This is a genomic window from Mesobacillus maritimus (assembly GCF_044803185.1).
GTDB lineage: Bacteria > Bacillota > Bacilli > Bacillales > Cytobacillaceae > Mesobacillus_B > Mesobacillus_B maritimus_B.
Map to the genome: position 1 here is coordinate 1,892,416 of NZ_CP085225.1, position 25,759 is coordinate 1,918,174.

Consider the following 25,759-nt stretch of genomic DNA (forward strand, 5'->3'; position numbering starts at 1 on the left):
AACATTTCAAGAATCGTTATGTAAGCCCTCACATAGCGTGGGCTGTTAACCGATATAAGGGAGGAAAATAGAATGTTAAAAATTGAAATGGCGGATGTCTTAGCGATTTTGGCATTGTGTGCGCCATATTTAATCGCTTTAGGAATCGCAATCGTCATTGGCATTGTCATTATCATCGTTTGTCGCAAGATGGTACCCGCGAAAAGATTTCTTGTTCGTGGGCAGACTGCACTGGCTATGGTTCTTGTAACTGTACTGATTGCGAATATGATTAGTTTTGGCCCGATGTCCACACTTATTGGGCTTTCAACTGGTAGCGGTACCATTAGCGATGAGACCTCTGCTGAAGCTATGAAGGTGGCGGAAGAGGTAGCTCAAGAGGGGATTGTTCTGCTTGAAAATGATGGTCTTCTTCCATTAAATAATACTACAAATATAAACCTATTTGGGTGGGCCTCTTCTAACCCTCTTTATGGAGGAGCTGGATCTGGTGGGATTAATGAACTTTACCCGATTGTTAGTTTGTCAGAAGGGCTTAAAAATGCTGGATTTACTGTAAACGAAGATTTAGCTACTTTTTATAATGAGTACACCTCTGAGAGACCGGAAATGTCAATTCAAAAGCAAAGTTGGACACTACCGGAACCTCCTGTAAATACCTATCCAGAAGAACTTATCCAAGGTGCAAAAGATTTTTCGGATGTAGCAGTTGTCGTACTTTCACGTATGGCTGGGGAGGGGCATAATGACATGCCTCATGATGTAGGCGAAGTCGCTTTTGACCATAACTCTAGTGAATATGAGGATTTTTCAGCCGGTGAGCATTATCTTCAATTGTCCCAGACAGAAGAAGATATGGTGAAGATGGTTACTGAAAACTTCGAAAATGTGGTTGTTGTTTATAACGGTGCCAATCCTTTGGAAGTTGGCTTTGTTGATGAATATAGTCAGATTAAATCCGTTATTTGGGCTCCGGGCCCTGGTAATATTGGTTTTAATGCTCTAGGTCAAATCATGAGCGGTGAGGTTAACCCCTCTGGTAAAACAGCAGATACGTTTGTTTATGATCACACGAAAGCTCCATGGTGGAACAACTGGGTTAAAAGACCTTATGAGAACTTAGCTGATTTGGCTGTTGAAGGTATGAATTTTGGTAAACCAGAAATTTTTGCACCTTCATTTATAAATTATGTTGAGGGCATCTATGTAGGCTATAAGTATTATGAGACAGCCGCGGCAGAGGGCTTAATAAACTATGAAGAAACAGTTCAATATCCATTTGGGCATGGTCTAAGTTATACGACGTTTACACAAGAAATGGGTCCTGTTTCTGAAAATGAAGGCATCCTTACTTTTGATGTAAGCGTTACGAATACAGGTTCTGTTGCCGGAAAAGAAGTGGTAGAGGTTTTCTATAATCCGCCTTACACAAATGGTGGGATTGAAAAGGCTTCGGCAAATTTAGTGGCTTTTGATAAGACAAAAACTTTGGAGCCAGGCGAGTCGCAGACTTTGACCGTTACTTTTAATGTTGAGGAGATGGCATCCTACGATTCTAAAGGAGCAAAAGCCTATGTATTGGAGGCTGGTGATTATCGGATCTCCATCAACAGCAACTCCCATACAATTCTTGACGAACAAACTTATTCTGTGGATTCTCCAATTGTATATGATGGCGAAGAGGGACGTTCTAGTGACCTATTAACGGCAACGAATCGTTTTGATGAGGTAGCAGGTGAAGTGACGTATCTTTCCCGTGAAGATGGTTTTGCCAACTTTGAGGAAGCTACTGCTGCACCAGAATCTCTAATCCTTCCTGAGGAGTTTGCTTCAGATTACAATCTGAACAGCAACTTTGATCATACACAATATCTGAACGATGACGATGAAATGCCGACGACTGGTGCTGACAATGGAATGGTTCTTGCCGACTTACGTGGGGCAGATTATGACGATCCACGTTGGGAGAAACTCCTTGATCAGATGAGTGTCGACGAAATGAGGCATCTAATTGCAATGTCAGGTTACCAAACTCCTGCTGTTGAATCTGTTGAAAAAGTGAATGCGGTAGATGCTGATGGACCTGCCGCTTTAAATAATAACTTTACGAAGGCTGGCTCTGTTGGCTTTCCTGTAGCGGTAGTGGTTGCAGCTACTTGGAACGAAGAATTAGCTCTTAAATATGGTGAGAGCATGGGGGAAATGGCCCAGGAGATGAATGTTGCAGGCTGGTACGCTCCTGCAATGAACACGCATCGTGTACCTTTTGGTGGTCGAAATTATGAATACTACTCCGAAGATGGCGTCCTTGCAGGGAAGATTGCAGCAAATACTATTTTAGGAGCTAAAAACTACGGTGTGTACTCATTTATGAAGCATTTTGCTTTGTATGATACAAACGGAAAGATGGTTAGTGTCTGGTCGAATGAACAGGCGATCCGTGAAATTTACCTAAAACCATTTGAATTATCTGTAAAAGAAGGTACTGTTGATGCTCTTATGGTTGGTTGGAATTTCCTTGGACACAAATGGGTTGGAGAAAACAGTCAGTTGATGAATACCGTTCTACGTGATGAGTGGGGCTTTAAGGGGATGGCGTTAACTGACTTTTTCCGAAACAATGGACATGGCTTTATGAATGCGGATATGGCACTTGCGAATGGTGTCGATGCCATGTTGTCGACGTTTGATGGAGAGCAAAACAATGTAAAAGACCCGAACCACCCGACTTCTGTTAAACAAATGCGTAATGCTTCTAAAAATATTATGTATACAGTTGTAAACAGCTGGGTTTATGAAGATGGCAACGTTGAGGTTGGGATGAAGCCTTGGCAGAAAGTGGCAATTGCTATCGATGTAGTCTTGGGTGCCATTTTGGTAGTGGGAGCAATCATGATTTACAGGAAATCTCGCAAGATTGCAAATAAAAACTAAGTAGTAGCGAAACGGTGTCAGACGGATAAAAACAAAAAATCGGCGGTACTTCATTCTGAGGTACCGCCGAAACCACAGGAAGAGGATTAGAGATGAAATATAAGAATTTAATTAGTAAGATGACTTTGGAAGAAAAAGCATCCCTAATGTCTGGTAAAGATTTTTGGCAGACACAAAATATAGATCGTCTTGGAATCAATAACATGTTTCTCGCAGACGGACCACACGGTATTCGAAAACAAGCAGCCGCCGCAGATCATCTTGGACTTAATGCAAGTATACCTGCAACTTGTTTCCCGACAGCTGCAACCGTAGCAAATAGTTGGAATGAAGAGCTAGGAGAGAAAATGGGGGAGTACCTAGGGGAAGAAGCAGTTGCACAGAAAGTGAACGTTCTTCTTGGACCTGGAATCAATATGAAGAGAAACCCACTAGCCGGTAGAAACTTTGAATATTTTAGTGAAGACCCTTATCTTGCCGGTAAACTGGCTGCAGGGATGATTAAAGGAATTCAATCACATGGAATTTCTGCCTGTGTGAAGCACTTTGCTGTCAATAATCAGGAAGAAAGACGGATGGCAATTGATACGATTGTCGATGAAAGAACCCTACGGGAAATCTATTTAACTGCATTTGAAATCGCGATAAAAGAAGGCAAGACGAAGACGGTTATGTCTGCTTACAATATGTTAAATGGTGCTTATACAAATGAGAACATGCATTTGATGCGAGATATTCTGCGGGATGAATGGAACTATGAGGGTGTTGTCGTAACGGATTGGGGCGGAAGTAATGACCGGGTAGCAGGGTTACTTGCTGGGAATGAACTTGAAATGCCGACGACGGCAGGTGAGACGAACGAAGAAATTATCGAAGCTATTAAAACCGGTAAAATTAAAGAAGAAGTATTAGATGAGAATGTAGACAGATTACTTGATCTTATTTTTACTACTGAGGAAGTTTTTAAGAAAACTCATAAAGAAATTGATCAGGAAAAGCATCATCGATTTGCACAAAAGGTTGCAGAAGAATCCATCGTTCTTTTGAAAAACGAAGAAGAGATCTTGCCAATTAAAAAAGGAAAGAAAGTCGCGATTATTGGAGATTTTGCGAAAGAAGCACGTTATCAAGGCGCCGGTTCATCCATTGTAAACCCGACAAAATTAGATAGTACCCTAGATTGTATCGGCGATTGCGGATTTGAGAGCATTGGATTTGAACCTGGTTTTGACCGATACGGCAAAAAAAGTCAGAAAAAAATAGATGCAGCATGCGAACTTGCAAGAAAAGCAGATGTTGTTCTTTTATATATTGGTTTGGATGAAGTGACGGAAGCTGAAGGGTTAGACAGACAAAACATGAGCATTCCAGAAAACCAGATTGAGTTACTAAACGCGCTATATAATACTAACCAAAAAATCGTTGTGGTTCTTTCTGCTGGTGCGGCAGTTGAAATGCCTTGGATTGATAAAGTAAAAGGGGTAGTTCATGGATATTTAAGCGGGCAGGCAAGCGCCAAAGCGATCCTACGGGTATTGTCTGGTGAAGTAAATCCATCTGGAAAACTTGCTGAGACTTATCCAATTAAATATGAAGATACCCCTTCTTTCTACCAATTCCCTGGGAAAGAGGTTAGTGTTGAATACCGTGAAGGTCCGTTTATTGGCTATCGCTATTATGATACAGCAAATGTAAATGTATTATTTTCATTTGGATTTGGACTAAGTTATACAACCTTTGAATACTCCAATCTTCAAGTGAGTAAAGATGGAGTCACATTTAACTTGACCAACTCAGGCAGTATGGCGGGAAGTGAAGTTGCACAGCTTTATGTTGGTTGTCAATCTGAAGATATTTTTAGGCCGAAAAAAGAATTAAAAGGTTTTACGAAAGTATTCTTACAACCTGGTGAGACAAAAACAGTGACCATTCCTTTTGATGATAAAACATTCCGTTATTTTAACGTGAAAACGAATGATTGGGAAATCGAAGAAGCGAATTATAAAATTTGGGTCGGTTCGTCCGTTGAGGATATTCGAGTGGAGGAAACTATTTTTATAGAAGGGACGAAAGCGCCCCTTCCGTATGACAGCACAAACCTTCCATCCTATTACTCTGGAAAAGCAAACAACGTAAGCCAAGCCGAGTTCGAACAACTTCTAGGGTTTAAGGTCCCTGTTGCTACTTGGGACCGTTCGCAGCCGCTTGGGTACAACGATACGATTGCGCAGTGTCAGTATGCAAAGGGAGCAAGTGCAAGGTTTGCGTTTCAAATGATTCGGTTTGCGCACTGGTTTTTAAGAAAAATCGGAAAGAGAAGCACCGCTAATATTATCATGATGTCCATCTATCATATGCCGTTTAGGGGCGTAGCGAGAATGACAGGTGGAGTGATAAATATGCCGATGTTGGATGGAATCTTGATGATCGTAAATGGTCAATTCTTTAAAGGTGTGAAACATGTTTTAAAGGAAAGACGCAAGATGATCAAAAGTACAAAGGAGAAAAGTTCCATAGCGAAGCCAGCAGAGGAGATGTAAAATGGTATGGGCCACAACAATCAAAATATGTTAAAACTCTTACGAAAACCAATAGATGTTTGGAATAGCTATAAGGAAAAGCATCCGAATACTGCACAATTCCTAGTGTTTTTTATGTTGAGTAACGGAATAACGGTGTTGCAACTTGTGTTGATGCCCGTTTTTAAAAGTATATTCGCACAAACAGCGTTAGTTACGACTAGTTTCCAAGTATTACAGTTTGGAACAAACTTTGATGGCAGTCCTTATTATGTTTTCGATTATGCTGCAGGGTCCCTTGGATCCGGAGGTGGTGGTGGGCTTGCCTACTTCCTTGCCGTTCAAATTACTATTGCGATTGCACAGATTCTTAACTTTTTCGCACAGAGAAGCATTACCTTTAAATCCAACAGTAACGTTTGGAAAGCTGCTTTTTGGTATTTTGTTGCGTATATTGGGATCACAATTGGTGCTGCGGCAGCACAAGGGTTCTACAAGGCGCCAATCTATAATTTGTTAATGAATACATGGGGAATGGGCGCAGTCGGGGAAACAACGGCAGATGTGATCACGATGGTCATCAATAGCGCGATTTCATTCTGGGTTTTCTTCCCAATATTTAAAATTATTTTCAAGCAAGAGCCTGAAAAACAGGCTTAAAAATAAAGGTAGGGGTCTTAATGAAATTATTATCAGTAGTCATTCCTTGCTATAATTCACAAGATTATATGAAGTATTGCATCGAGTCACTTTTACCTGGTGGAGAAAGCGTAGAGATACTGATAGTAAATGATGGCTCGGTTGATCAAACAGCAGAAATTGCTGATGAATATGCTAAAAAGTATCCAACTATTATCAAAGCGATTCATCAGGAAAATGGGGGACATGGTGAAGCGGTCAACGCAGGAATCAGAAATGCATCAGGAACTTATTTTAAAGTTGTTGATAGTGATGATTGGGTTGATACAAGAGCCTATCTCAAAATCTTAGATACTTTGGCAAAATTTGCTACGGAAGACCAATCGGTGGATATGATGATTAGCAATTTTGTCTATGAAAAAGAAGGCGCAAAATATAAAAAAGTGATGAAATATGAAAATGTTCTTCCCGAAGGAGAAATTTTCACTTGGAAGGACATCAAGCGTTTCCGTAAAGGGCAGTATCTTTTGATGCACGCTGTGATTTATCGAACAAGTATCCTCAGAGAGTGCGGACTTGAACTTCCGAAGCATACCTTTTATGTTGACAATCTATATGTATATCAACCACTTGAATATGTTAAAAATATCTATTATCTGAACGTAGATTTCTATCGATATTTTATTGGCAGGGACGATCAATCGGTGAACGAAAAGGTCATGATCAAAAGAATTGACCAACAGATTAAAGTAAATAAGCTGATGATTGATCAAGTTGAGATTAACAGTATTCAGGACCAAAAGCTTCGTGAATATATGCTTCACCATCTAGAAATTGTAACGGTCGTTTCAGCCATTTTGCTCATTCGTTCAGGCACGGAAGAGAATTTGAACAAGAAAAAAGAATTATGGAAATATATCAAGGAAACGGATCATGAATTGTATCATCAACTTAGATACGGCATGATGGGCCAATTGTTGAACTTACCGGGTCGAGCAGGACGGAGTATTTCTGTAGGAGCCTACAAAATATCACAAAAAGTTGTAGGATTTAACTAATATTCAAAGAGAAAACAGTTTCAGTTTCATACTGAAGCTGTTTTCTATTAAAAAGATTATATTTAAAAAGAAATAGGTGGAAAATAGATAAAAAGGATTAGGAGAATAGCGACCATGGAAACGAAATATGATTTTCTGATTGTTGGAGCAGGTCTTTATGGGGCGGTGTTTGCCCATCAAGCTAAAAAAGCCGGAAAATCCTGCCTCATGATTGATAAACGGAGCCATATTGCTGGAAATATCTATACAGAGAAAGTCGAAGATATACATGTACATAAATATGGGGCACATATTTTCCATACCAACAACAAAGAGGTATGGGAGTTTGTGAACCAGTTTGCTGAATTCAATCGCTATACGAATAGCCCGGTTGCTAATTATTATGGTGAAATCTATAATTTGCCGTTTAATATGAATACGTTTAATAAAATGTGGGGTGTTACAACTCCAGATGAAGCGAAGGAGAAAATTGAACAGCAGAGAAGGGAAAGCTACGTTGAAAACCCGAAAAACTTGGAAGAACAGGCGATTAACCTCGTCGGCAGAGATGTATATGAAAAACTCATTCGCGGCTACACAGAAAAGCAATGGGGCCGTCCTTGTACAGAAATTCCAGCCTTTATTATTCGTAGATTGCCGGTGAGATTTACATACGATAATAATTATTTTAATGATCCTTATCAAGGGATCCCCATTGGCGGATATACAGCTATGGTTGAGCGAATGATTGAAGACATTGATGTAAAACTAAATACGGATTATTTAGAGGATAAAAGCTATTGGGATGGTCTTGCAGAGAAAGTCGTGTACACTGGTCCTGTTGATGCTTATTTTAATTATCAGTTTGGTGTGCTCGAGTACAGAAGTTTGCAGTTTGAAACAGAAGTGCTGGATAAGGACAATTTCCAAGGCAATGCGGTCGTAAACTACACCGATCGCGAGACACCGTATACACGAATCATTGAACATAAACATTTTGATTTCGGAACTCAACCGAAAACAATCGTCACTCGGGAATACAGTGTGGAGTGGAAACTAGGAGATGAACCATATTACCCGATCAATGATGATAAAAACAGTGCGCAGTATGAAAAATATAAAACACTGGTTGAGAAGGAAAGCAATGTGATCTTCGGAGGGCGTTTAGGAGAATATAAATATTATAATATGGACCAGGTTGTAGAAGCGGCGTTACGTAAGGCCGAAGATGTTATAGAGAATAGATAGTGTTCTCGTTTTTATATAGGTTTTGAAAAGTTGGAATCCGGAGATGCCCAGTATCGGATTCCACTTTTTCTTTCTGGAAGTTCTCTGTTTAGGTATGTTTGATAATAGAATAGGAGCAATAGAAACATAGGACCGACGTTTCGTTGCCAAAGTTTCCACAGTTACTCAAATAAATAAAATAGAAGTTTAAAATTGATGGTGCCAGGCACTATCCGCGTATGTGCCTGGCCCTTTTTCTATCTTAGTCTTCTATTTCCAAGACTTCTCCGGTTGTAGCATCGAGTTTGATGTCTATGTCGGAGTCATTCTTTTCAAAGGAAACATGGGGACGGTTCGTCTGTCCCGCATAAACACATATTTCTCATCGCTATCCAGCCTACAAAAAAATTATAAAGTAAAGGAATGCTACCAATGCATGACACTTATATCTTCAGCCACAGTGAATCATTTATATTGAAAGTAATAAGCATAAAAAATGCGTAAAGCCACATTCCATCTCTCCTTTTACTTGAATGGGACCTAGGAACCGTCCGAGAACAGTGAAAAAGTCTCGGAATTTCCGGTAAGTTTGGGTTTTTGTAGAAGTTAGAAAACCGTTGGGTTTTCAAAACATAAAAAACCCCCTAAATGGTATAATGGATGTTGACTAGACACCAAACCATAGGGGGTTTTTTATATGCTTCGACAAGAGCCAAAGCAATATAGCTTTCATTCTGTATTATACGATAAAATTCCAAAAAATCATATACTCAGGAGAATTGTTAGTGTAATAGATTTTAGTTTTATTAATGATTTACTAAAGGAATATTATTGCGAAACCTTTGGAAGACCAGCTAAAGAACCTCAATTAATGTGTAAGCTCCTATTCCTTCAGGAATTATACAATCACTCTGACGAGAAATTGATTGAGGAAGCCAGTTACAACCTGGCTTATTTGTTCTTTCTTGGCTTAGATCCTGAAGATACTCTTCCAGACAAGAGTTTACTCTCAAAGTTTCGCACAAAACGTTTCCCAGATGATAAACCTTTAGATAAAATTTTGACTACTATTGTTAAGCAATGTGTAGAAAAAGGACTTATTAAAGGAAACAGTGTTAGTATTGATGCTACTCATATTGAAGCCAACACTATCAAGAAAACACCTGAAAGACTTATGAAACATTTAGCCCGAAAAATTAAACAAGCTTTTGAAGTTGAAAAGGGTGAAACTCTTTGTGAGTTACCTGAAGCTCCCAACTATGAAGAGATTGAAGATCACAAAGAAGCAAAAGCTGTTATGAAAGACTACATAGAAACTGTTATTGATATTGTTGAAAATCAGTCCACGCCTGCAGATCAAAAGACCTATCAAACAATCCAAAAAGCAATAGAAATTATTAGTGACCCAAAATTTCTTCAACAAAAAGGTGTTCGTTCCATTATTGATGAAGATGCACGAGTTGGACGTAAAAGTAGGCACCAAGATTTCTATGGATATAAAACTGAATTTGTTATGACCACAGATGAACGTCTTATCACTTCTGTTCGTACAGCGGATGGAGCCTATATAGATGGGAACTACGCTAAAGAAATGTTAAATGACACATTAGAATCCGGAATAACAGTAAAAGAAGTTTATGGGGACAAAGCTTATTTTAGAAAACCAATTCTGGATGATATTGCATCGTTTGAAGCTAATGCCTATATTCCTGTCAGTGCTGTTGTTTATAGATTGGATGAAAGTGAGTTTAGTTACAATAAAGATTCTGATGAATGGATGTGTAGTCAAGGAAACACAACTGTCCAAAAGAAGCATTTTACATCTCAAAGAAAAGGTGGTGAAAGATCAGGGTATAAATACTATTTTGATATTAACCAATGTAAATCTTGTCCTTTGCATGATTTATGTGCTAAAAAGAGTGCAAGAAGAATTCTTGCTGTTGGATTGAACACAGCTGAATTTTATGAGATTTCTCAGTATCAAAAGACTGAGGAGTTCAAAAAAAAATACAGGAAGAGAGCCTCTATTGAAGGAAAGAATTCTGAGCTCAAAAGATTTCATGGCCTCTCCCGAGCCAGGGGGTATGGTCTATTAAGTGTGTCCAAACAATCTAAATTAGCTGCCATAGCAGTAAACTTGAAGCGGATTGCAACACTTGCATCCGCTTCAACTACTTAATAGAGGAGGAATTGATACTTCAATTCCCCTTAATGTTTAAAATATGTGTCAATTCACTTATTTTTTTGGAAGATAGCCAAAAATTTCGAAGAAATGAGGTTTGGGTTCGAAAAAACCTCTACTTTTTCACTGGTCTCGAACCGTCCATGTGTCTTCGAAAGGTGGGCTTTTTGTGGATTCAATGAAGAGATATGATTATGGGGTCCTATCCATAGCCTCCACTGAAAATTAGAACAATAACCCTGTCCCTCCATCCCACATCCAATATGTTATAATAACCTAGTTATTAAACTATTTAATATTGGTTAATAAACCATTTAAACCTTTAGTTGTTATTAAAAAGCAGGTGGACACATGATAAAGACACAAAAAACTATATATCGTTGTCCGATAACCTTGACCAATAAGGCAAAGGATAGAATGCGAGAGCTTGGGGTAGATGAGCGATCGTTTTTTTTATTGGAGAAATCCTTCTATGTTTATATAGAAAAGTATCCGCAATCAGCGGATGGCCTTGTTTCGGCTGCCTTGTTTTTTGACATGGAGAGGAACGAAAGGCTGGCAAAGAAGGTAGATCGGTTTGTTGTCGTACTACATTGTTTGGTGAAACCGAATCGATTTGTTGCGACGAATGTGACGACGAGACCGGCTCATATCCCTTTGGCGTCAAATTGGCGCATTCCGGCAGATCTCGCGTTTGACTTGAATGCTCAAAGCAGTGGACCGATTTCACATGGGTTACTGAACTCCATTCACAACATGCCGGTTGCCCAGGAAAGTTCCACGTATGTGAAAAAGCGGATTGCAAGCTGGGAAGGGTACCTGAAAATTCAGGAGCAGTCCGCGGATATCCCAGATATCACATCGCGCTATTCCGCGCTTATATTCAACGATAATTTCAGCCGCGTCAAAATAACGGGCTGCCAGATGAATGAAAAGGAATGGCAGTCGCTCAAGGATATGAGTGTCAAGCTTAAGGGCATCGACCAGGATATCGGCAAAGTCCTGAAAGCGAATCGTTCGGCCTCCACTGTTGAGGTGGAATTACACGGTTATATGGAGGAACAGGCCCGCAGGCAGCGGCTTGATAAGCATCCAAGGGAAGTTACTTTTAGCAACTTTGCAACATTAAGCCAGGTGAAAAGACTGCGGCAAGGGTTTAAGCAATTGGAAAATGGTTTGGCGGCGAATCCTGAGCTAGAACGCCTTTTATTTGAAAACAAGCCGCCGGTTAAAGAGATTAAAAAGCAGGCAAATCTTCAGTTTCATAATCGATTGAACGAGTTCCAGCAGGCAGCGGTCACAGGCGCTATGAGTGCTGAAGACTTATATGTCATTCAGGGACCACCGGGAACAGGGAAGACAACCGTTATTTCTGAAATCTGCCTGCAAAATGCGAAGGCGGGGCTGCGAACTCTCGTTGCTTCCCAGTCAAATTTGGCGGTCGACAATGCCCTTGGCCGGTTGCTGGCCAATAAGGATATCCGGATTCTCCGGGTCGGGCGTACGGAAAGCATTGAAGAAGAAGGCAAAAAGTTCATTGAGGAAAATGTCGGACAATATTGGAAAGACCATACGTTAAAGGAAGTTTCCAGCCAATTCGAAAATCGGAAACAACGTGAAACACAGATAGAAGCGGAATGGGCGGCGAATGAACAGGAACATGAGAGGCTCCAGCAAGAGCTTGCACGTGTGGAAGCGGAACTTGAAACGAAACAGAAAGCGCAGCAGGAGTCTAACGACATTCAGTCTATTATTGATCATCATAAAAAGGATATCCATGCTGCTGAACAGGAGGAGCAGGCAGTTCAGCAGCTTATCCAGAAAATACAACAGTCGCTTCTTTTGTTGAATGACATCTTTGAAAAAGACGAAAGATTCCTCGCTGAAGAGCCTGATGGTGAAAGAATCCTAAAAGAGCTGGAAGCCATCCAGCAAGAGATTGTGAAGCTGCAAGACAGTGTAGACATTCAGGAGCTTGAAGGCGAAGTCAATGAAACAAAGCAAATGAAAGACCAGATTTCTGCTGAATTTGAAAAATGGAAAGAGGTTGCCAACCAGAAAGATGCTCTAACAGAAAGAATACAAGCCGCCAAAAAAATCGACAGCTTGAAGTGGATTATTCTGGAGCAAAACTTCACCCGGTCTTTGAAGGTTGAGTCTGTAATCTCAAGGCTCGATCATCTTCGTGAAAGAATGAAACAGCTCGACAAGCTGAAGGAATATCATGAGAAATTAACCTCCGCGATCTCTTATCTTGAAAAGCTGTTGGGAGAGAAGTTCGGACACCTGCAGCAATTGAAAGACACGGCACCCGTTGCAGCGACGGCTATCGAAATCGACCAGATTTTAGACAAACTGAGAAGTGAATTGAAAGCAAAATCAAGCATTCACCCGCAGAGGATTGGAGCATACCTCAAGGGACTATATGGCCGGAGATATTATATCTGGCAAAAAGCCGATAAGTTAAAGCTGAATGACAGTGATAAAAAAATGGCGCAAGAAGCCATTGAGCAGTTAAAACAGGAGCTAATCAGCCAGCTTAAGCCGATTTTGGGCGAGAACAAGATGATGCTGCAGAAATATCGGAGAGAGAAGGACGAGCAGACTTCCAAGCTGACTTCATTGGAAAACAAGCATAGACAAATGATGGTTTCATCTGAAATTATTCCAAATGCAAGGGAATTGCTGCAGCAACAACAAGCCAAAGTGGTGGAACTCCAGAAAAAGAAAGAGCAGTATGAGGCAGCAAGACTTCGGGTTGGTAGCAATCGCCAAAAACGTGAACAGGAAGCTTGTCAGTTGCAGGAAGCAGAGCTGAAACAAACCCAAATTGAAGCCCGTCTTGCAGAACTCTCCAGGATGCTTAAAGAAAAAGAAAATGAACTGACGCCGCTGAATGAAATCCTATCTTCAAAACCGGAACAGGAGCACGAAGAGGTATTAAAGAAACTGGCGAGCCTTTCTTTTACCCGGGAGTCGCTGAAACAGGAAAAGGAGAAACTGCCGCTGTTCCAGTCCATCCAGGGAATGTGGCGTTCCTTACTGGAAGAGGCAAATGACCATGACCTGGATGAAATCCGAAAGCTTTATGTGAAGCATGCCAATGTAATTGGGACAACATGTGTGGCTTCCGCCCGTAAAGATTTTATTGAAAGCTACCCTGTTTTTGATGTTGTCATCATTGATGAAGTATCAAAAGCAACTCCGCCGGAGCTCCTGTTGCCGATGCTGAAAGGAAAAAAAGTGATTCTGGTCGGCGACCATCACCAGCTGCCGCCTCTTTTGGGGAACGATACCCTGGAGGAAACCTTGCAGGAAATGGCGGAGGAAAGTGAAGATTTTGAAGGAAAGGCCGAATTGAAAAAACTGTTGAATGAGTCGCTGTTTGAGCGGTTGTTTAAGAACCTGCCGCAAAGCAATAAAACAATGCTTGCCATTCAATACCGGATGCATGAAAACATTATGGAAACCATTACGCCATTTTATAAGCAAGAAAATGAACAGCTTCAATGCGGCTTACCCGAATCCGATCGAGATCGCGACCACAAGCTGTCATCGCCGCTCATTCAGCGGAATAACCATCTCCTTTGGATGGATATGCCGAATGAGCCTGTATTTTTTGAAGAAAGAATGAAAGGCGGTAAAAGCCTCTATAATCCGGCTGAATTGGAGCGGATCGGCGACTTGCTGAAGGAATTGGATAAGGCGGCGGCTGAGGCAAAGAAAGCTGGGAGAATGGAAGAGGATGAAAAGAAAAGCGTTGGGGTTATCAGCTTTTATGGGGAACAAGTGAAAAGAATTGACCGCATGCTCCAACAGGAGTTGCGTTTGCCACACTTAACCATCCGTACCGGGACCGTGGACCGATTCCAGGGCATGGAGATGGATGTGATTCTGTTAAGTATGGTGCGTAATCACGATCATAAGCAGGATGACATCGGTTTTGCGAAAGACTACCGCAGGCTGAATGTGGCTTTGTCGAGAGCAAGGGAGCTGCTTGTGATGATTGGCAGCACGAAAATGTTTACAGAGCGAACGAAACATGGGGGCGCAAAGCAAATGTATACTCACGTTCTGGAAACCGCCAAAAAGCAGGATGGGCTGAGGACGATAGAAAGGGTCGGTGTACGTGGATAAATTAGTAAAGCGGCTGCGCTCGAAATTACTTGAAAATCCAGCTGTCACAATCAAGAAGGCGGATATCTGGCATATTCCGGTAATCATTTATTCTGTCGCCTTTCATCGCGTCAAACGATCGAAAATGGACATTCTCATGAAGATGATGCTCCTCACGTTTAAGCAGGCCCAGATTAGGCGCGCCGCCAATTTGTCTGAACTGCTGCTAGTGGAAGAACTGTTCATTGAAGATTTACTGAAAAAAATGCAGAGAATGGGCTTAATTTCCCTGGAAAAAGGGATCTACCAGCTGACCTCGAAAGGGCAGGAGCAGGTGAATACTGGAATCATGGAAGAGGAATTGAAAGAAGAGTCGGCAGAGCTTTCCTACAGCCCGCTCCACGATGAGATTTGGCCAGGGATGACCGAGCTTTTGCCTGAAGGTAATGTAGAGCTGCCCCTTTACCGGTATGCTGATGATGACAATCTTATAGACGAGGACCAAATTTTACAGGTTCTCGCCGAAAGGGATACTGGAGTGGACGAAGACGGATTCCAAACCGTTGTGGGAGCTGTTAATAGCTTTGATCAGCAGGAGGTTGAGCACGTTCCCTGTCTGGAATTCCTTTTATATAATAAGGAACAGGACATCTATTACGCGCGTGTCTGGAATCATTGGCTTGGGCGCTGGGATGAAACGCTGGAAAAGCAGATAGAAGAAAAGGAACGTCTGGAATGGCGGAAGAGCCTCATTTGAATGAATCTCCATCGTACGAATAGGATATTCCTCTTAGAGAAAACTACCCATAAAAACTCTGGAGGTAAGCAATGAGAGATTCTAAAGAAAAAACCGAAAGAAACCAAGAAAAGGCCAAAAATGAACAGTCATATGAGATCAGCGATACAGGCTACGGGCTGGAATCCGTGGCAGAAGGCTGCGATTTCGCGGAGGGCGATCAGAATCATACACCTCCCAACTGTGGCGGACTATAAAATGACGGGACGGATTTGCTGCTTCTCTTGAAGCAGCAAATCCGTCCCCATGCTTTTATGAGTCAGCAGAACCCCCGTGACCCGTACGAATTTTTACTATATACTGAACAAATGGACAACTTGAGGGGGGATTTTATGAAAAGAGTTCTGAAAATTGGGAGTGCTTTTATTGGAGTGATTGTAGGCGCTGGATTTGCTTCGGGGCAGGAGGTTCTCCAATATTTTACTAGTTTTGGTTTTATGGGAATCTTTGGTGCTGTGGTTGCGACCGCTTTATTTGCCTTTGCTGGGATGACGCTTGTATGGCTGGGCAGCAGCATGAACACCTCATCACATAAAGATGTTATCTATAAAATTAGCGGCAGGTATTTAGGGGCCATTATCGATTATATTCTAATCTTTACTTTGTTTGGTGTAGGCGTTGTGATGATAGCGGGTGCTGGGTCAAACTTGAATCAGCAATTTGGTGTTCCTGTCATTGTGGGAACAAGTGTTATGACGCTTCTTATCCTTCTGACCGGAATGTTGAAGGTTGACCGTGTGGTAGGAATCATTGGCGGAATTACCCCATTTTTGATTTTATTTGTCGCTATTATTTCTATCTATAGTTTCATGAATATGGATGGATCATTCGCCGCTTTGGATTCTATCGCCCAGGAGCAGCCGACTACTTTGCCAAATTGGTTTATTTCTGGCATCAATTATGTGTCCTTTAACACGGCGGTAGGGGCATCGATGGCCATCGTGATGGGTGGAGCGGAAAACAACAGAAGAACAGCGGCATTAGGTGGTTTGGTCGGAGGAATCGGGCTTGGCATTCTCATCCTGGTGAGCCATCTGGCTATTTTTTCAAAGATTGAAAGTGTTGCAGGCATGGACATGCCGATGCTAAGGATTGTTAATAATCTTTCACCTGTCCTTGGCACCATTATGTCGATCGTTCTATTTGCGATGATTTTCAGTACAGCGATCAGCATGTTCTACTCCTTTGTGGCTCGTTTCTCCAAGGTGGGAACTCCAAATTTTAAAAAGTTTTTCGTTGGAACCATGATTGTGGCATTTGCCGCTAGTTTCGTCGGGTTCACAGATCTTGTTAGTTACTTCTACCCGCTGATTGGTTATCTAGGATTGGTCCTGATTGCTGTATTAATTTACGCACCAATTCGAATGAAGAGGATTCAAAAAGAAGAATACAACCAAAGCGAAGAAGCTGCACAAAAAATAGTGTAGAGCATGGGGACTTTGTCTTTATCTATGCTTACAGCGAGCAAGAGGCCATCGAATTCTTTACCAACACCTTTCAGCAAACCCCATTGAACTGTCACGAAAATTGGCTAGATTTTGAGCTTAAGAGAGGGCATGGTGTGATTATGTTTCGGGAGATGAAGAAGGAGTTTGGGAGTTTTCCGGTTATTTCGGAGTGAAGACTAAAGTGGGAAGAGCCTTCTACTGTGGCCCTCCTTTTAGATCACTAAATACAAAAATCCCCTGTTGCAATTTGGAACAGGGGATTTTTTAGTGCGCCCAGCATGGGTCCAGTCTATAGGGTGCAAGTCCCGAACTGTGAAGGCAGAAGTAGCAGTAGCTTAACGCAAGGGTGTCCGTGGTGACGCGGAATCTGAAGGAAGCGAGCGGCAAACCTCCGGTCTGAGGAACACGAACTTCATATAAGGCTAGGTATCATTGGATGAGTTTGCTAAACAAAACAAAGTCCTTTCTGCCGAAGGTGATACAGAGTAAATGGAGCAGATAGATGGAGGGAAAGACTGTACTCTTACCTGGGGAGGTCTGGCTGGAAAGCCGAGCACACTCGGTAAACTACTCTGAGAAGAGTAGCTGAGCAGTCAGAAGTCAGCAGAGGTCATAGTACTTGACTAGCTATAGATAGTTAAGGAAGGACTGAACATTTAGGAAGAATATACACTAGGCGTTCACTGGTTATGATGATACAGACAATCCATTAATGGACTTACTTGAAGGAGGACGTGGTGAATTCCACTGGGGACTTTAAGAGGGTGGAATAAGCAGTGGCACAATCAGAACGTATATTCACGAGAAAGGATTGTATCGGAATGATGGAACGACTACTGTCGCGGGAAAATCTACTTTCGGCATTAAAACGAGTCGAAAAGAATAAGGGTAGCCACGGTGTAGATGAAATGCCTGTAAAATCCCTACGAGCGCATCTTCTACAAAACTGGCAAGAAATCCGAAATTCAATAGAGACTGGAACTTATGAGCCTATGCCAGTCAGACGTGTCGAAATCCCGAAACCGAATGGCGGCATACGTTTATTAGGAATTCCTACCGTGACAGATCGTTTGATTCAACAAGCGATAGCCCAAATATTAACCCCAATCTATGACCCATCCTTTTCCGAAAATAGCTACGGGTTCAGACCTAGAAGAAGAGCACATGACGCTGTTAGGAAAGCAAGGACATATATAGAAGAGGGCTATAGATGGGTAATAGATATGGATTTAGAAAAGTTCTTCGACAAAGTAAATCACGATATGCTTATGGGACTCTTGGCGAAAAGAGTTAAAGATAAGACGCTTCTAAAGTTAATTAGAAAATACTTAGAATCGGGAATTATGATAAACGGAGTGGAGATTATCAGTGAAGAAGGAGTTCCTCAAGGTGGACCACTTAGTCCACTATTGTCCAATATTATGCTAGATGAACTCGACAAGGAACTAGAGAGAAGGGGACATAAATTTGTCCGTTACGCAGATGACTGTAATATCTACGTTAAAACCAAGAAAGCAGGTTTACGTGTTAAAAGCTCTATAACTGCCTTCATTGAGAAGAAACTCAAGCTAAAAGTGAATGAGGGGAAAAGTGCAGTAGAACGACCGTGGAAACGAAAGTTTCTTGGATTTAGCTTCACATCACACCGGAATCCTAAAATCCGTATCGCAAAAGAGAGTATAAAGAGAGCTAAAAATAAAATAAAAGAACTGACATCAAGGTCGAAATCCATCTCAATAGAATTACGCATTGAGAAATTAAATGAATACCTTGTAGGTTGGTGCGGATATTTTGCGTTGGCCGATACGCCAACTCCCTTTAAACAACTAGATGAAACAATTCGAAGAAGACTTCGGATGTGCCTGTGGAAACAATGGAAACTACCTAAAACCAAAGTAAAAAGGCTCATTTCTTTAGGAGTTCCAAAAGAAAAAGCCTTTGAATGGGGAAATTCACGTAAGAAATACTGGCGCATTTCTAATAGTCCTATTTTAAACACAACGCTTAATTTAGAATTTTGGCGAAAACATAAGCTGAAAAGTCTAGTAAATAGATACAATTACTTACGTCATACCTAAGTGAACCGCCGTATACCGAACGGTACGTACGGTGGTGTGAGAGGTCGGGGGTTAGTCACCCCCTCCTACTCGATTACGTCATCGAGTCTACTATTCCCTATTACAAAGCTGTAAATGATTTTTATTATGTAGCCAACAATATAGAAGAATACTATAATCAGACAAGGGGAAACTCCCTTTCTAGCTAAAATAACGACTGTGAACCTATCATCAATCCATCACTATTCAATTAACTACCAGGTCAGGTGAGAAAACAGTATGGAAAATACTTTGCGAAATCATAAAAAACGAGGATTGTATCCAAAAGTGAAATTTAATTTAAGGCTAAAAATGATTGCGCTGATGACCTTGTTAATTATTGGGGTTTTCTCCATTTTCGTCATATTCCTCAATCAGTTCATTTCCAATATCATTGAAGACCAGGTAGGGAAACGGGCGTTGAATTTGGCCCATAGTATATCCAATATGCCCGAAATCAAGAAAGCTTTTCAATTGGAAGATCCCTCCTCGGTTATCCAGGGCATTGTGACACCCATTAAAGAAAAAACCGGAGCTGAATTTATTGTTGTTGGGGATCGTCAAGGAATCAGATACTCTCATCCAAATCCCAGCCGGATTGGAGAAAAAATGGTGGGGGGAGATAATGATCGAGCTCTGGTCTTTGGACAATCATATGTTTCAAAAAAGAGCGGTACACTTGGTTTATCCATTCGGGGGAAGGTGCCAATCTACTTAGATGGGGAAATCGTTGGTGTCGTTTCCGTTGGATATTTGAATGATAATGTCCAGAACATTATTACAGATCAAAGCAAATCCATTTGGTATACACTTGGGATTGTGTTACTAATTGGGATGATTGGAGCCGTTGTGATTTCCTCTTATATTAAAAGGGTTTTGTTTCATTTAGAACCAGAAGAAATTTCCTATTTGTATTTACAAAACGAGGCGATTTTACAATCCACACATGAAGGGATTATCGCAATTGATAACAGAGGAATCATCCAAGCCACCAATTCAGCTGCAAAACAAATAATTAGCAATGAAGGACAAAAAGATTATCTTGGTACATCGATACAAGAGGTCATACCGGGTTTTCATTCTTTTGGAGAGAAGTTTAATGACAGGGAAATGGTCCTAGGCGAAAATATTGTCCTTGTTAACCAAACACCATTATATAGTGATGATTCAATCACTGGAGCTGTTTTTACTTTTCGTAAAAAAAGCGAACTACAGATGATGACAGAGGAATTGTCTCGAATCAAGCAATATGCGAACGCCCAACGAGCCCTGACGCATGAACATTCAAATAAGCTCCATATCATCCTCGGATTATTGATTCATAATCGGTTGCCAGAGGCGATTGAGTTTATAAAAAAAGAAAATAACCTTCAAAGTAAGCGGTTAAAATTTTTAACAGAAAAAGTATCCGAACCCTTAATCCAGGCTTTAATACAGGGGAAATTTAATCAAGCACAAGAGTTGGGTATATCCTTATCGATTCACCAGGATAGCCATCTTAATTTTCCGTTAAATGTGAACCAAAAGGACGCGATTTTAACAGCCTTAGGCAATGTTATTGAAAATGCATTGGATGAAGTCAGAGAATATAAAGACAGGAAAAGGGAGGTTTCTATTTTCTTTTCTGATTTGGGTGATGATGTCATCTTTGAGATAGAGGATTCGGGCAATGGAATAAAAGATCAGGACTATCCGCACCTATTCGAACAAGGTTTTTCTACAAAAAAAGGGCAGCACCGCGGTACGGGATTAGCGTTATCAAGGCAAGTGCTGCAAGATATTGGTGGAGAAATTTATTTGGAAGAAGGAGACTTGGGAGGAGCTTGTTTCATCATAAGCATACCAAAAGACATAAGGGGATTAACATGACTGAAAAATTTTCTGTACTGATTATAGAGGATGATTTTAGGGTTGCTGAAGTGAATCGGCAATATGTTGAAAAGGTAGAAGGATTTACTGTCCAACATGTGGTTAACAGTGGGAAAGAGGCACTAACTTTCCTTAAAGGGACCAAATCTATTCCAGATATCATTTTATTGGATGTTTACATACCTGATGTTGAGGGATTGGACCTCCTTTGGCAGATTCGGAATGCCTATCATCAAATCGATATCATTGCCGTAACCGCTGCCAAGGAAGTAGCCATCATCCAAGAAGCGTTACGCGGTGGGGTTTTTGACTATATTGTAAAACCATTTGACCATGTGCGGTTTGAACACACATTAAAGAGATATCAGGAATTCCGACAGCATTTGGATGCCAACAAAGAATTAAGCCAGGAGGAAATTGATTTTATTAAGGGAAATAAGGAGTCCTTACGTTCGATTTCTGATTCTACAACAAACACTCATCATCCAAAAGGGATTGACCCGATTACGTTAAATGAGATTACTCGTTTATTTGAAGAAAAGAAAGTCGAGGAAATTACCGCAGTAGAGCTTAGTATCCAAATTGGTGCAAGCCGATCCACAGCTCGCAGGTATTTGGAATATTTGGTGCTCACCAATAAAATTGAAACAAAATTAATCTATGGAAGTGTCGGAAGGCCGGAACGAAAATATGTCCTTCGTGAAACTTATGAACAAAATTAATAATATGCGAATTATTTTACTTATGTAGTCATTATTTCCCCATCCCTTCCTATGTGTTATTTTTTTATTAATCTAAAAATTAGATATATTTCTCGTACTCTCCTAGTAAGCGCTAGCACCTATCAGACTAGTTAGTAGAGAAAATACATCACGTAGGAAGGGGACACGTTATGAGTTTAAGTTTAATTGGTTTTATGATTATATTGGTTATTGTTGTATTGCTTATTAGCGGAAAAGTGACGCCGATTGTTGCCATGGTTTTACCACCGATTATTGGAGCACTGTTAGCGGGCTTTGCATTTGCGGAAATTGGTGTCTTTTTTGAAGAGGGAATCGCTTCTGTTATTTCCATCGCCATTATGTTTATTTTTGCGATTCTTTTCTTTGGAATCATGCAAGATGTAGGACTTTTTGATCCAATGATCAATAAAATGGTAGCCCTTACAAAAGGGAATGTGATTACGGTTTGTATTGTTACTGTTATTATAGCGGCAGTTGCTCAATTAGATGGATCGGGTGCGTCAACCTTTTTAATTACCATTCCCGCCCTTCTTCCATTATATAATCGTTTGAAAATGAATCCGTATTTACTGCTGCTCCTTATTGCTGGAAGTGCGGGGATGATTAACATGCTTCCATGGGCTGGGCCTTTGGGGCGGACAGCATCTGTTCTTGGAATGGATGTAACCGAATTATGGCAACCCCTGATTCCGATTCAAATTATCGGGATGGTCATCATGTTGCTTCTAGCTGTTTTCCTTGGAGTTCGTGAAAAACGTCGAATTGAAAGAATGTATGGTGGTTCCTTAGAAGTCGCAGCTGCAGTTGAGTTGGCGTACGAAGAAGATGAAGAGAGCGATACAGAACAAGAGGCAAAGAAAAACAGCTTAGCTCGTCCAAAATTGCTATGGATCAATGCGCTTATTGCTTTAGCGGTCATTGGGGTGCTTATGACTGGTATTATTCCTGCAGGCTTAGCGTTTATGATTGGAGTGAGTATTGCACTTCCAATCAACTATCCGAATGTGAAAGAGCAGATGGCGAGAATTCGCGAACATGCACCGAATGCCTTAACAATGGCATCGATTATTCTAGCGGCGGGTCTTTTTTTAGGAATCCTTGATGGGACAGGAATGTTAACAGCAATCGCAAATGATATTGTAGGAGTCCTTCCGGGAACGATTGCCCCGTATTTGCATTTAATTGTTGGTTTCTTAGGGGTTCCATTTGACTTATTATTAAGTACAGATGCTTATTACTTTGCCTTATTGCCTGTCGTCGAACAAATAGCTGCCGGATTTGGGGTGGATTCTACGTCGACAGCTTATGCCATGGTGATTGGGAATATTGTAGGTAAATTTGTTAGTCCATTGGCGCCAGCAGTATGGCTAGCTCTAGGTTTATCTGGTTTGGAAATGGGGCGTCACATCCGCTACTCTCTATTTTGGTTGTGGGGGATAAGTCTTGTTTTAATCGGCATTGCTGTATTAATCGGGATTATAGGTGTGTAACATCCTTGAAGTGGTTGTTTTTTGTATAAGCTTGAAAACGAGGAAGAGTTAGTTGGACTCACCTGATATGGTATGTCCCTAAGTGCTTCACGATTATGGATTGGTTTGGATTGGTGTGGGAACAACTAGAAATATACATGCTGTGAGAAGAGCATGAATACGGAGATGGTAAGGGATGTCAATGAAAATATTGCAAAAAACGAAAACGATTGTTCGTTATCAGAATCAACGTGGCAAAGAGTACTACGGGGTGGTTCAAGATGGTCAAATCTTTCAATTAAACAGCAGCTTCAATGATGTGATCAACCATCAATTAGAATTTGATGGGGTAAGAGTGAACATGGAAGATGTCAAGGTCATGCCCCCTGTAAAGCCTCAAAAGGTGGTTAATTTTGGCTGGACCTATGCCGAACACGCAAAAGAGACGGGCGGGGAAGCCAATTTGAAGGAACCGTTTTTGTTTTTAAAACCGACAACTAGTTTGATTCCAAACGAGGGGGAAATCATCCTGCCCCCGGATCATTTAACGAAGCAGGTTGAATTGGAGGGGGAAGTGGCTCTCATTATTGGGAAACGCGGGAAAAATATAAAAGAAGAAGATGCCTTGGATTATGTGTTTGGCTGTACCATTTTCAATGATGTGACGGCAAGGGATCTAACAAAAACGGATCCCCAATTTACGCGGGGCAAGGGTTTTGACACATTTGGACCGTTGGGGCCTTGGATCGTGACAGGTTTAGATCCAACGAATTTAAGAATCGTGACCACTTTGAACGATAAAGTTGTTCAAGATGGCAATACGAATCAGATGTCCCTTTCGATTCCTTATCTTATCAGTTGGGTGTCACAGATTATGACATTGGAGCCGGGGGATGTCTTGGCTACTGGTTCACCTTCCGGCAGTTGTCCCATGAAATCAGGGGACGTCGTAACGGTGGAGGTCGAGAAGATCGGGAAGCTGTGTAATTATGTAAAATAGGAGACGAAGAAAGTTGTTCCAGTGTATGGGTCGGTGTATTTAACTGTACTTCGACTCCTAGTTTTTTCAAAAAACGAACTTTAGCATTCACTAAAGTTCGTTTTTGCTTTATCTTTTATATCTATTACATCGCAGTCATACCACTATTAATGACTCATTCAGAACCTGTTTCTATCTTGGCTCATCTGAAGCTAAGGTATATTATGATTTTATTATAGTAATATGTTAGTTTATTAAAAACAGCTTTTCCTCTTAATTATGTCTTACTAGTTTCTATTTTAAATGGAAGAAAGAGAAAGGGGGTACAAGTATGCAACTGATTGGGTCCATTATCCTAAATATCATTACGCCAGTCTTTATACTTATTGGTGCAGGAGCTTTCTTACATAGGAAATTCAAGTTTGATTTGAATACACTGTCTAAATTAACCACCTATTTGCTGCTTCCAGTCATTGGTTTTGTCAATATCTATGAAAGTCGGATTAGTGCTGAAATGCTCTTGTCTATCATTTTCTTTTGGGCCTGTCAGAGTATCAGTTTAATTTTTTTGACGGAGGGTCTTGCAAGAATTTTTAAGTTTGATAAAAGACTAGCTTCTACCTTCAAAAACAGTGTGGTACTCAATAATTCCGGAAATTTTGGACTTCCTGTTAGCCAACTTGTATTCGTAGGGAATCCGGTTGGGCAGTCCATTCAGATTCTCATGATGGTATTCCAAAATCTCCTTACCTATACATATGGTTTAATCAATTCTATTTCTGCGAACACCACGGACTTCCGGGGGATTTTGAAAGAATTCCTCAAGATCCCAATCCTTTATGCCTTATTGCTTGGATTGATTTTACACTCCTTGTCAATCCAACTTCCTGACTTTTTGTGGAATCCGATCAACAGTGTGGCGGACGCATTTCTCGCAGTCGCGTTAATTACACTTGGAGCACAGAGCGCCTATTTAAAATTTCATAAATTATCTCTTCCGCTTGTTCTTAGTTTGAGCGGACGGTTAATCCTTTCTCCTGCGTTAGCTTTAGTGATTATTTTTGCTTTAAAATTGGACGGTACACTTGCCCAGGGATTATTGATTGCGAGTTCCTTTCCGTCTTCGCGAAACAGTGCACTGTTTGCATTGGAATATAATAATTACCCTGAATACGCTGCGCAAACCGTCATCGTTTCCACAATAGCCAGCAGTATTACCGTTACCTTTGTTGTTTACTTATCCAAGATCTTATTTTAATGCTGTGTCATTAAATTTGGTGAACATTATAAACAAAATGGAAAATAAACCTTTAATGCTTTAATTTGCCGTTTTATTTAATCGTACTATGCGATGTTTTACAATTGGGATGTACAATGATTTATTAAAAAACAAATTAATTCAAGAAGATGGAGGGTGTGTTTTTTTATGTGGATTTTAACCGCCTATGAGGAAAATGACATTACCATGTTTGAATTCGAAGAAGAAAAAGAAGCAAGGGAATCATTTAAGAATTATAAAGGTACTAAAATTCTTTCACACGTCATCTATTTTAATGATGATATTTTTGTAACATCCTAATGACTTGATATAGTACGCACGGGCGCATTTCTGTAGAAATGCGTCCTTCTTTATTAATTGAGCAATTTATGGAATAAGACGTCCTGTCCACCAGGATAATTAGGTTAGTATTGATATAAGATTATG

At 40.7% G+C, this 25,759-nt stretch carries 16 protein-coding genes and 1 pseudogene; all 17 read left to right on the forward strand.

Annotation, left to right across the window (positions count from 1 at the left end; translation table 11 throughout):
• Positions 1-72 precede the first annotated feature (72 nt).
• The 17 genes and pseudogenes from LG336_RS09000 to LG336_RS09080 all read left to right on the forward strand — a co-directional run bounded on the left by LG336_RS09000 (position 73) and on the right by LG336_RS09080 (position 25,633).
• The gene (locus LG336_RS09000) at positions 73-2,934 is read left to right on the forward strand and encodes a glycoside hydrolase family 3 C-terminal domain-containing protein (protein ID WP_404332241.1); all 2,862 of its coding nucleotides are present in this window, start codon (positions 73-75) and stop codon (positions 2,932-2,934) included.
• Positions 2,935-3,026: 92 nt separating this feature from the next.
• Complete coding sequence (locus LG336_RS09005; RefSeq protein WP_404332242.1) at positions 3,027-5,474, forward strand: beta-glucosidase; 2,448 nt, start codon at positions 3,027-3,029, stop codon at positions 5,472-5,474.
• Positions 5,475-5,480: 6 nt separating this feature from the next.
• Entirely contained in the window at positions 5,481-6,113 is a 633-nt protein-coding gene (locus LG336_RS09010) for a hypothetical protein (RefSeq protein ID WP_404332243.1), read from the forward strand.
• Between the two features lie 20 nt (positions 6,114-6,133).
• A complete protein-coding gene (locus tag LG336_RS09015) occupies positions 6,134-7,150 on the forward strand; it encodes a glycosyltransferase family 2 protein (RefSeq protein WP_404332244.1) in 1,017 nt (338 codons plus the stop codon).
• A 114-nt stretch (positions 7,151-7,264) separates the two neighbouring features.
• The gene (glf, locus tag LG336_RS09020; RefSeq protein WP_404332245.1) at positions 7,265-8,377 is read left to right on the forward strand and encodes a UDP-galactopyranose mutase; all 1,113 of its coding nucleotides are present in this window, start codon (positions 7,265-7,267) and stop codon (positions 8,375-8,377) included.
• Between the two features lie 676 nt (positions 8,378-9,053).
• Positions 9,054-10,523 (forward strand): annotated as a pseudogene (locus LG336_RS09025) (IS1182 family transposase); the annotation flags it as partial.
• 366 nt (positions 10,524-10,889) lie between these two features.
• Positions 10,890-14,675, forward strand: coding sequence for a DEAD/DEAH box helicase (locus LG336_RS09030; protein WP_404332246.1), 3,786 nt, complete (start codon positions 10,890-10,892; stop codon positions 14,673-14,675).
• Positions 14,668-15,411: a hypothetical protein gene (locus LG336_RS09035; RefSeq protein ID WP_404332247.1), complete on the forward strand. Its 744-nt coding sequence runs from the start codon at positions 14,668-14,670 to the stop codon at positions 15,409-15,411. Before LG336_RS09030 ends, LG336_RS09035 begins: the two co-directional genes overlap by 8 nt.
• Before the next feature lie 71 nt (positions 15,412-15,482).
• Positions 15,483-15,647, forward strand: a complete 165-nt coding sequence (locus LG336_RS09040) for a hypothetical protein (RefSeq protein ID WP_404332248.1) — start codon at positions 15,483-15,485, stop codon at positions 15,645-15,647.
• Positions 15,648-15,782: 135 nt separating this feature from the next.
• A complete protein-coding gene (locus LG336_RS09045) occupies positions 15,783-16,877 on the forward strand; it encodes a hypothetical protein (protein WP_404332249.1) in 1,095 nt (364 codons plus the stop codon).
• Between the two features lie 842 nt (positions 16,878-17,719).
• Positions 17,720-18,976: a group II intron reverse transcriptase/maturase gene (gene ltrA, locus LG336_RS09050; protein ID WP_404333086.1), complete on the forward strand. Its 1,257-nt coding sequence runs from the start codon at positions 17,720-17,722 to the stop codon at positions 18,974-18,976.
• 258 nt (positions 18,977-19,234) lie between these two features.
• On the forward strand, positions 19,235-20,863 hold the full coding sequence (locus tag LG336_RS09055; RefSeq protein WP_404332250.1) for an ATP-binding protein: 1,629 nt from the start codon (positions 19,235-19,237) through the stop codon (positions 20,861-20,863).
• Positions 20,860-21,585: a response regulator gene (locus LG336_RS09060; protein WP_404332251.1), complete on the forward strand. Its 726-nt coding sequence runs from the start codon at positions 20,860-20,862 to the stop codon at positions 21,583-21,585. The genes LG336_RS09055 and LG336_RS09060 overlap by 4 nt, the downstream gene beginning before the upstream one ends.
• A 170-nt stretch (positions 21,586-21,755) precedes the next feature.
• Complete coding sequence (locus LG336_RS09065; RefSeq protein ID WP_404332252.1) at positions 21,756-23,096, forward strand: CitMHS family transporter; 1,341 nt, start codon at positions 21,756-21,758, stop codon at positions 23,094-23,096.
• Positions 23,097-23,271: 175 nt separating this feature from the next.
• Positions 23,272-24,075 (forward strand): fumarylacetoacetate hydrolase family protein, encoded by an 804-nt coding sequence (locus LG336_RS09070; RefSeq protein ID WP_404332253.1) that lies wholly within the window; start codon positions 23,272-23,274, stop codon positions 24,073-24,075.
• 310 nt (positions 24,076-24,385) lie between these two features.
• Complete coding sequence (locus LG336_RS09075) at positions 24,386-25,312, forward strand: AEC family transporter (RefSeq protein WP_404332254.1); 927 nt, start codon at positions 24,386-24,388, stop codon at positions 25,310-25,312.
• Between the two features lie 168 nt (positions 25,313-25,480).
• The gene (locus LG336_RS09080; protein WP_404332255.1) at positions 25,481-25,633 is read left to right on the forward strand and encodes a hypothetical protein; all 153 of its coding nucleotides are present in this window, start codon (positions 25,481-25,483) and stop codon (positions 25,631-25,633) included.
• Positions 25,634-25,759: the final 126 nt, after the last annotated feature.

Bases quoted from the DNA above. Each gene is read 5' to 3' on its own strand.
- LG336_RS09000 (WP_404332241.1), top strand. From the start codon at position 73: ATGTTAAAAATTGAAATGGCGGATGTCTTAGCGATTTTGGCATTGTGT.
- LG336_RS09005 (WP_404332242.1), top strand. From the start codon at position 3,027: ATGAAATATAAGAATTTAATTAGTAAGATGACTTTGGAAGAAAAAGCA.
- LG336_RS09010 (WP_404332243.1), top strand. From the start codon at position 5,481: ATGGGCCACAACAATCAAAATATGTTAAAACTCTTACGAAAACCAATA.
- LG336_RS09015 (WP_404332244.1), top strand. From the start codon at position 6,134: ATGAAATTATTATCAGTAGTCATTCCTTGCTATAATTCACAAGATTAT.
- glf (WP_404332245.1), top strand. From the start codon at position 7,265: ATGGAAACGAAATATGATTTTCTGATTGTTGGAGCAGGTCTTTATGGG.
- LG336_RS09030 (WP_404332246.1), top strand. From the start codon at position 10,890: ATGATAAAGACACAAAAAACTATATATCGTTGTCCGATAACCTTGACC.
- LG336_RS09040 (WP_404332248.1), top strand. From the start codon at position 15,483: ATGAGAGATTCTAAAGAAAAAACCGAAAGAAACCAAGAAAAGGCCAAA.
- LG336_RS09045 (WP_404332249.1), top strand. From the start codon at position 15,783: ATGAAAAGAGTTCTGAAAATTGGGAGTGCTTTTATTGGAGTGATTGTA.
- ltrA (WP_404333086.1), top strand. From the start codon at position 17,720: ATGATGGAACGACTACTGTCGCGGGAAAATCTACTTTCGGCATTAAAA.
- LG336_RS09055 (WP_404332250.1), top strand. From the start codon at position 19,235: ATGGAAAATACTTTGCGAAATCATAAAAAACGAGGATTGTATCCAAAA.
- LG336_RS09060 (WP_404332251.1), top strand. From the start codon at position 20,860: ATGACTGAAAAATTTTCTGTACTGATTATAGAGGATGATTTTAGGGTT.
- LG336_RS09065 (WP_404332252.1), top strand. From the start codon at position 21,756: ATGAGTTTAAGTTTAATTGGTTTTATGATTATATTGGTTATTGTTGTA.
- LG336_RS09070 (WP_404332253.1), top strand. From the start codon at position 23,272: ATGTCAATGAAAATATTGCAAAAAACGAAAACGATTGTTCGTTATCAG.
- LG336_RS09075 (WP_404332254.1), top strand. From the start codon at position 24,386: ATGCAACTGATTGGGTCCATTATCCTAAATATCATTACGCCAGTCTTT.
- LG336_RS09080 (WP_404332255.1), top strand. From the start codon at position 25,481: ATGTGGATTTTAACCGCCTATGAGGAAAATGACATTACCATGTTTGAA.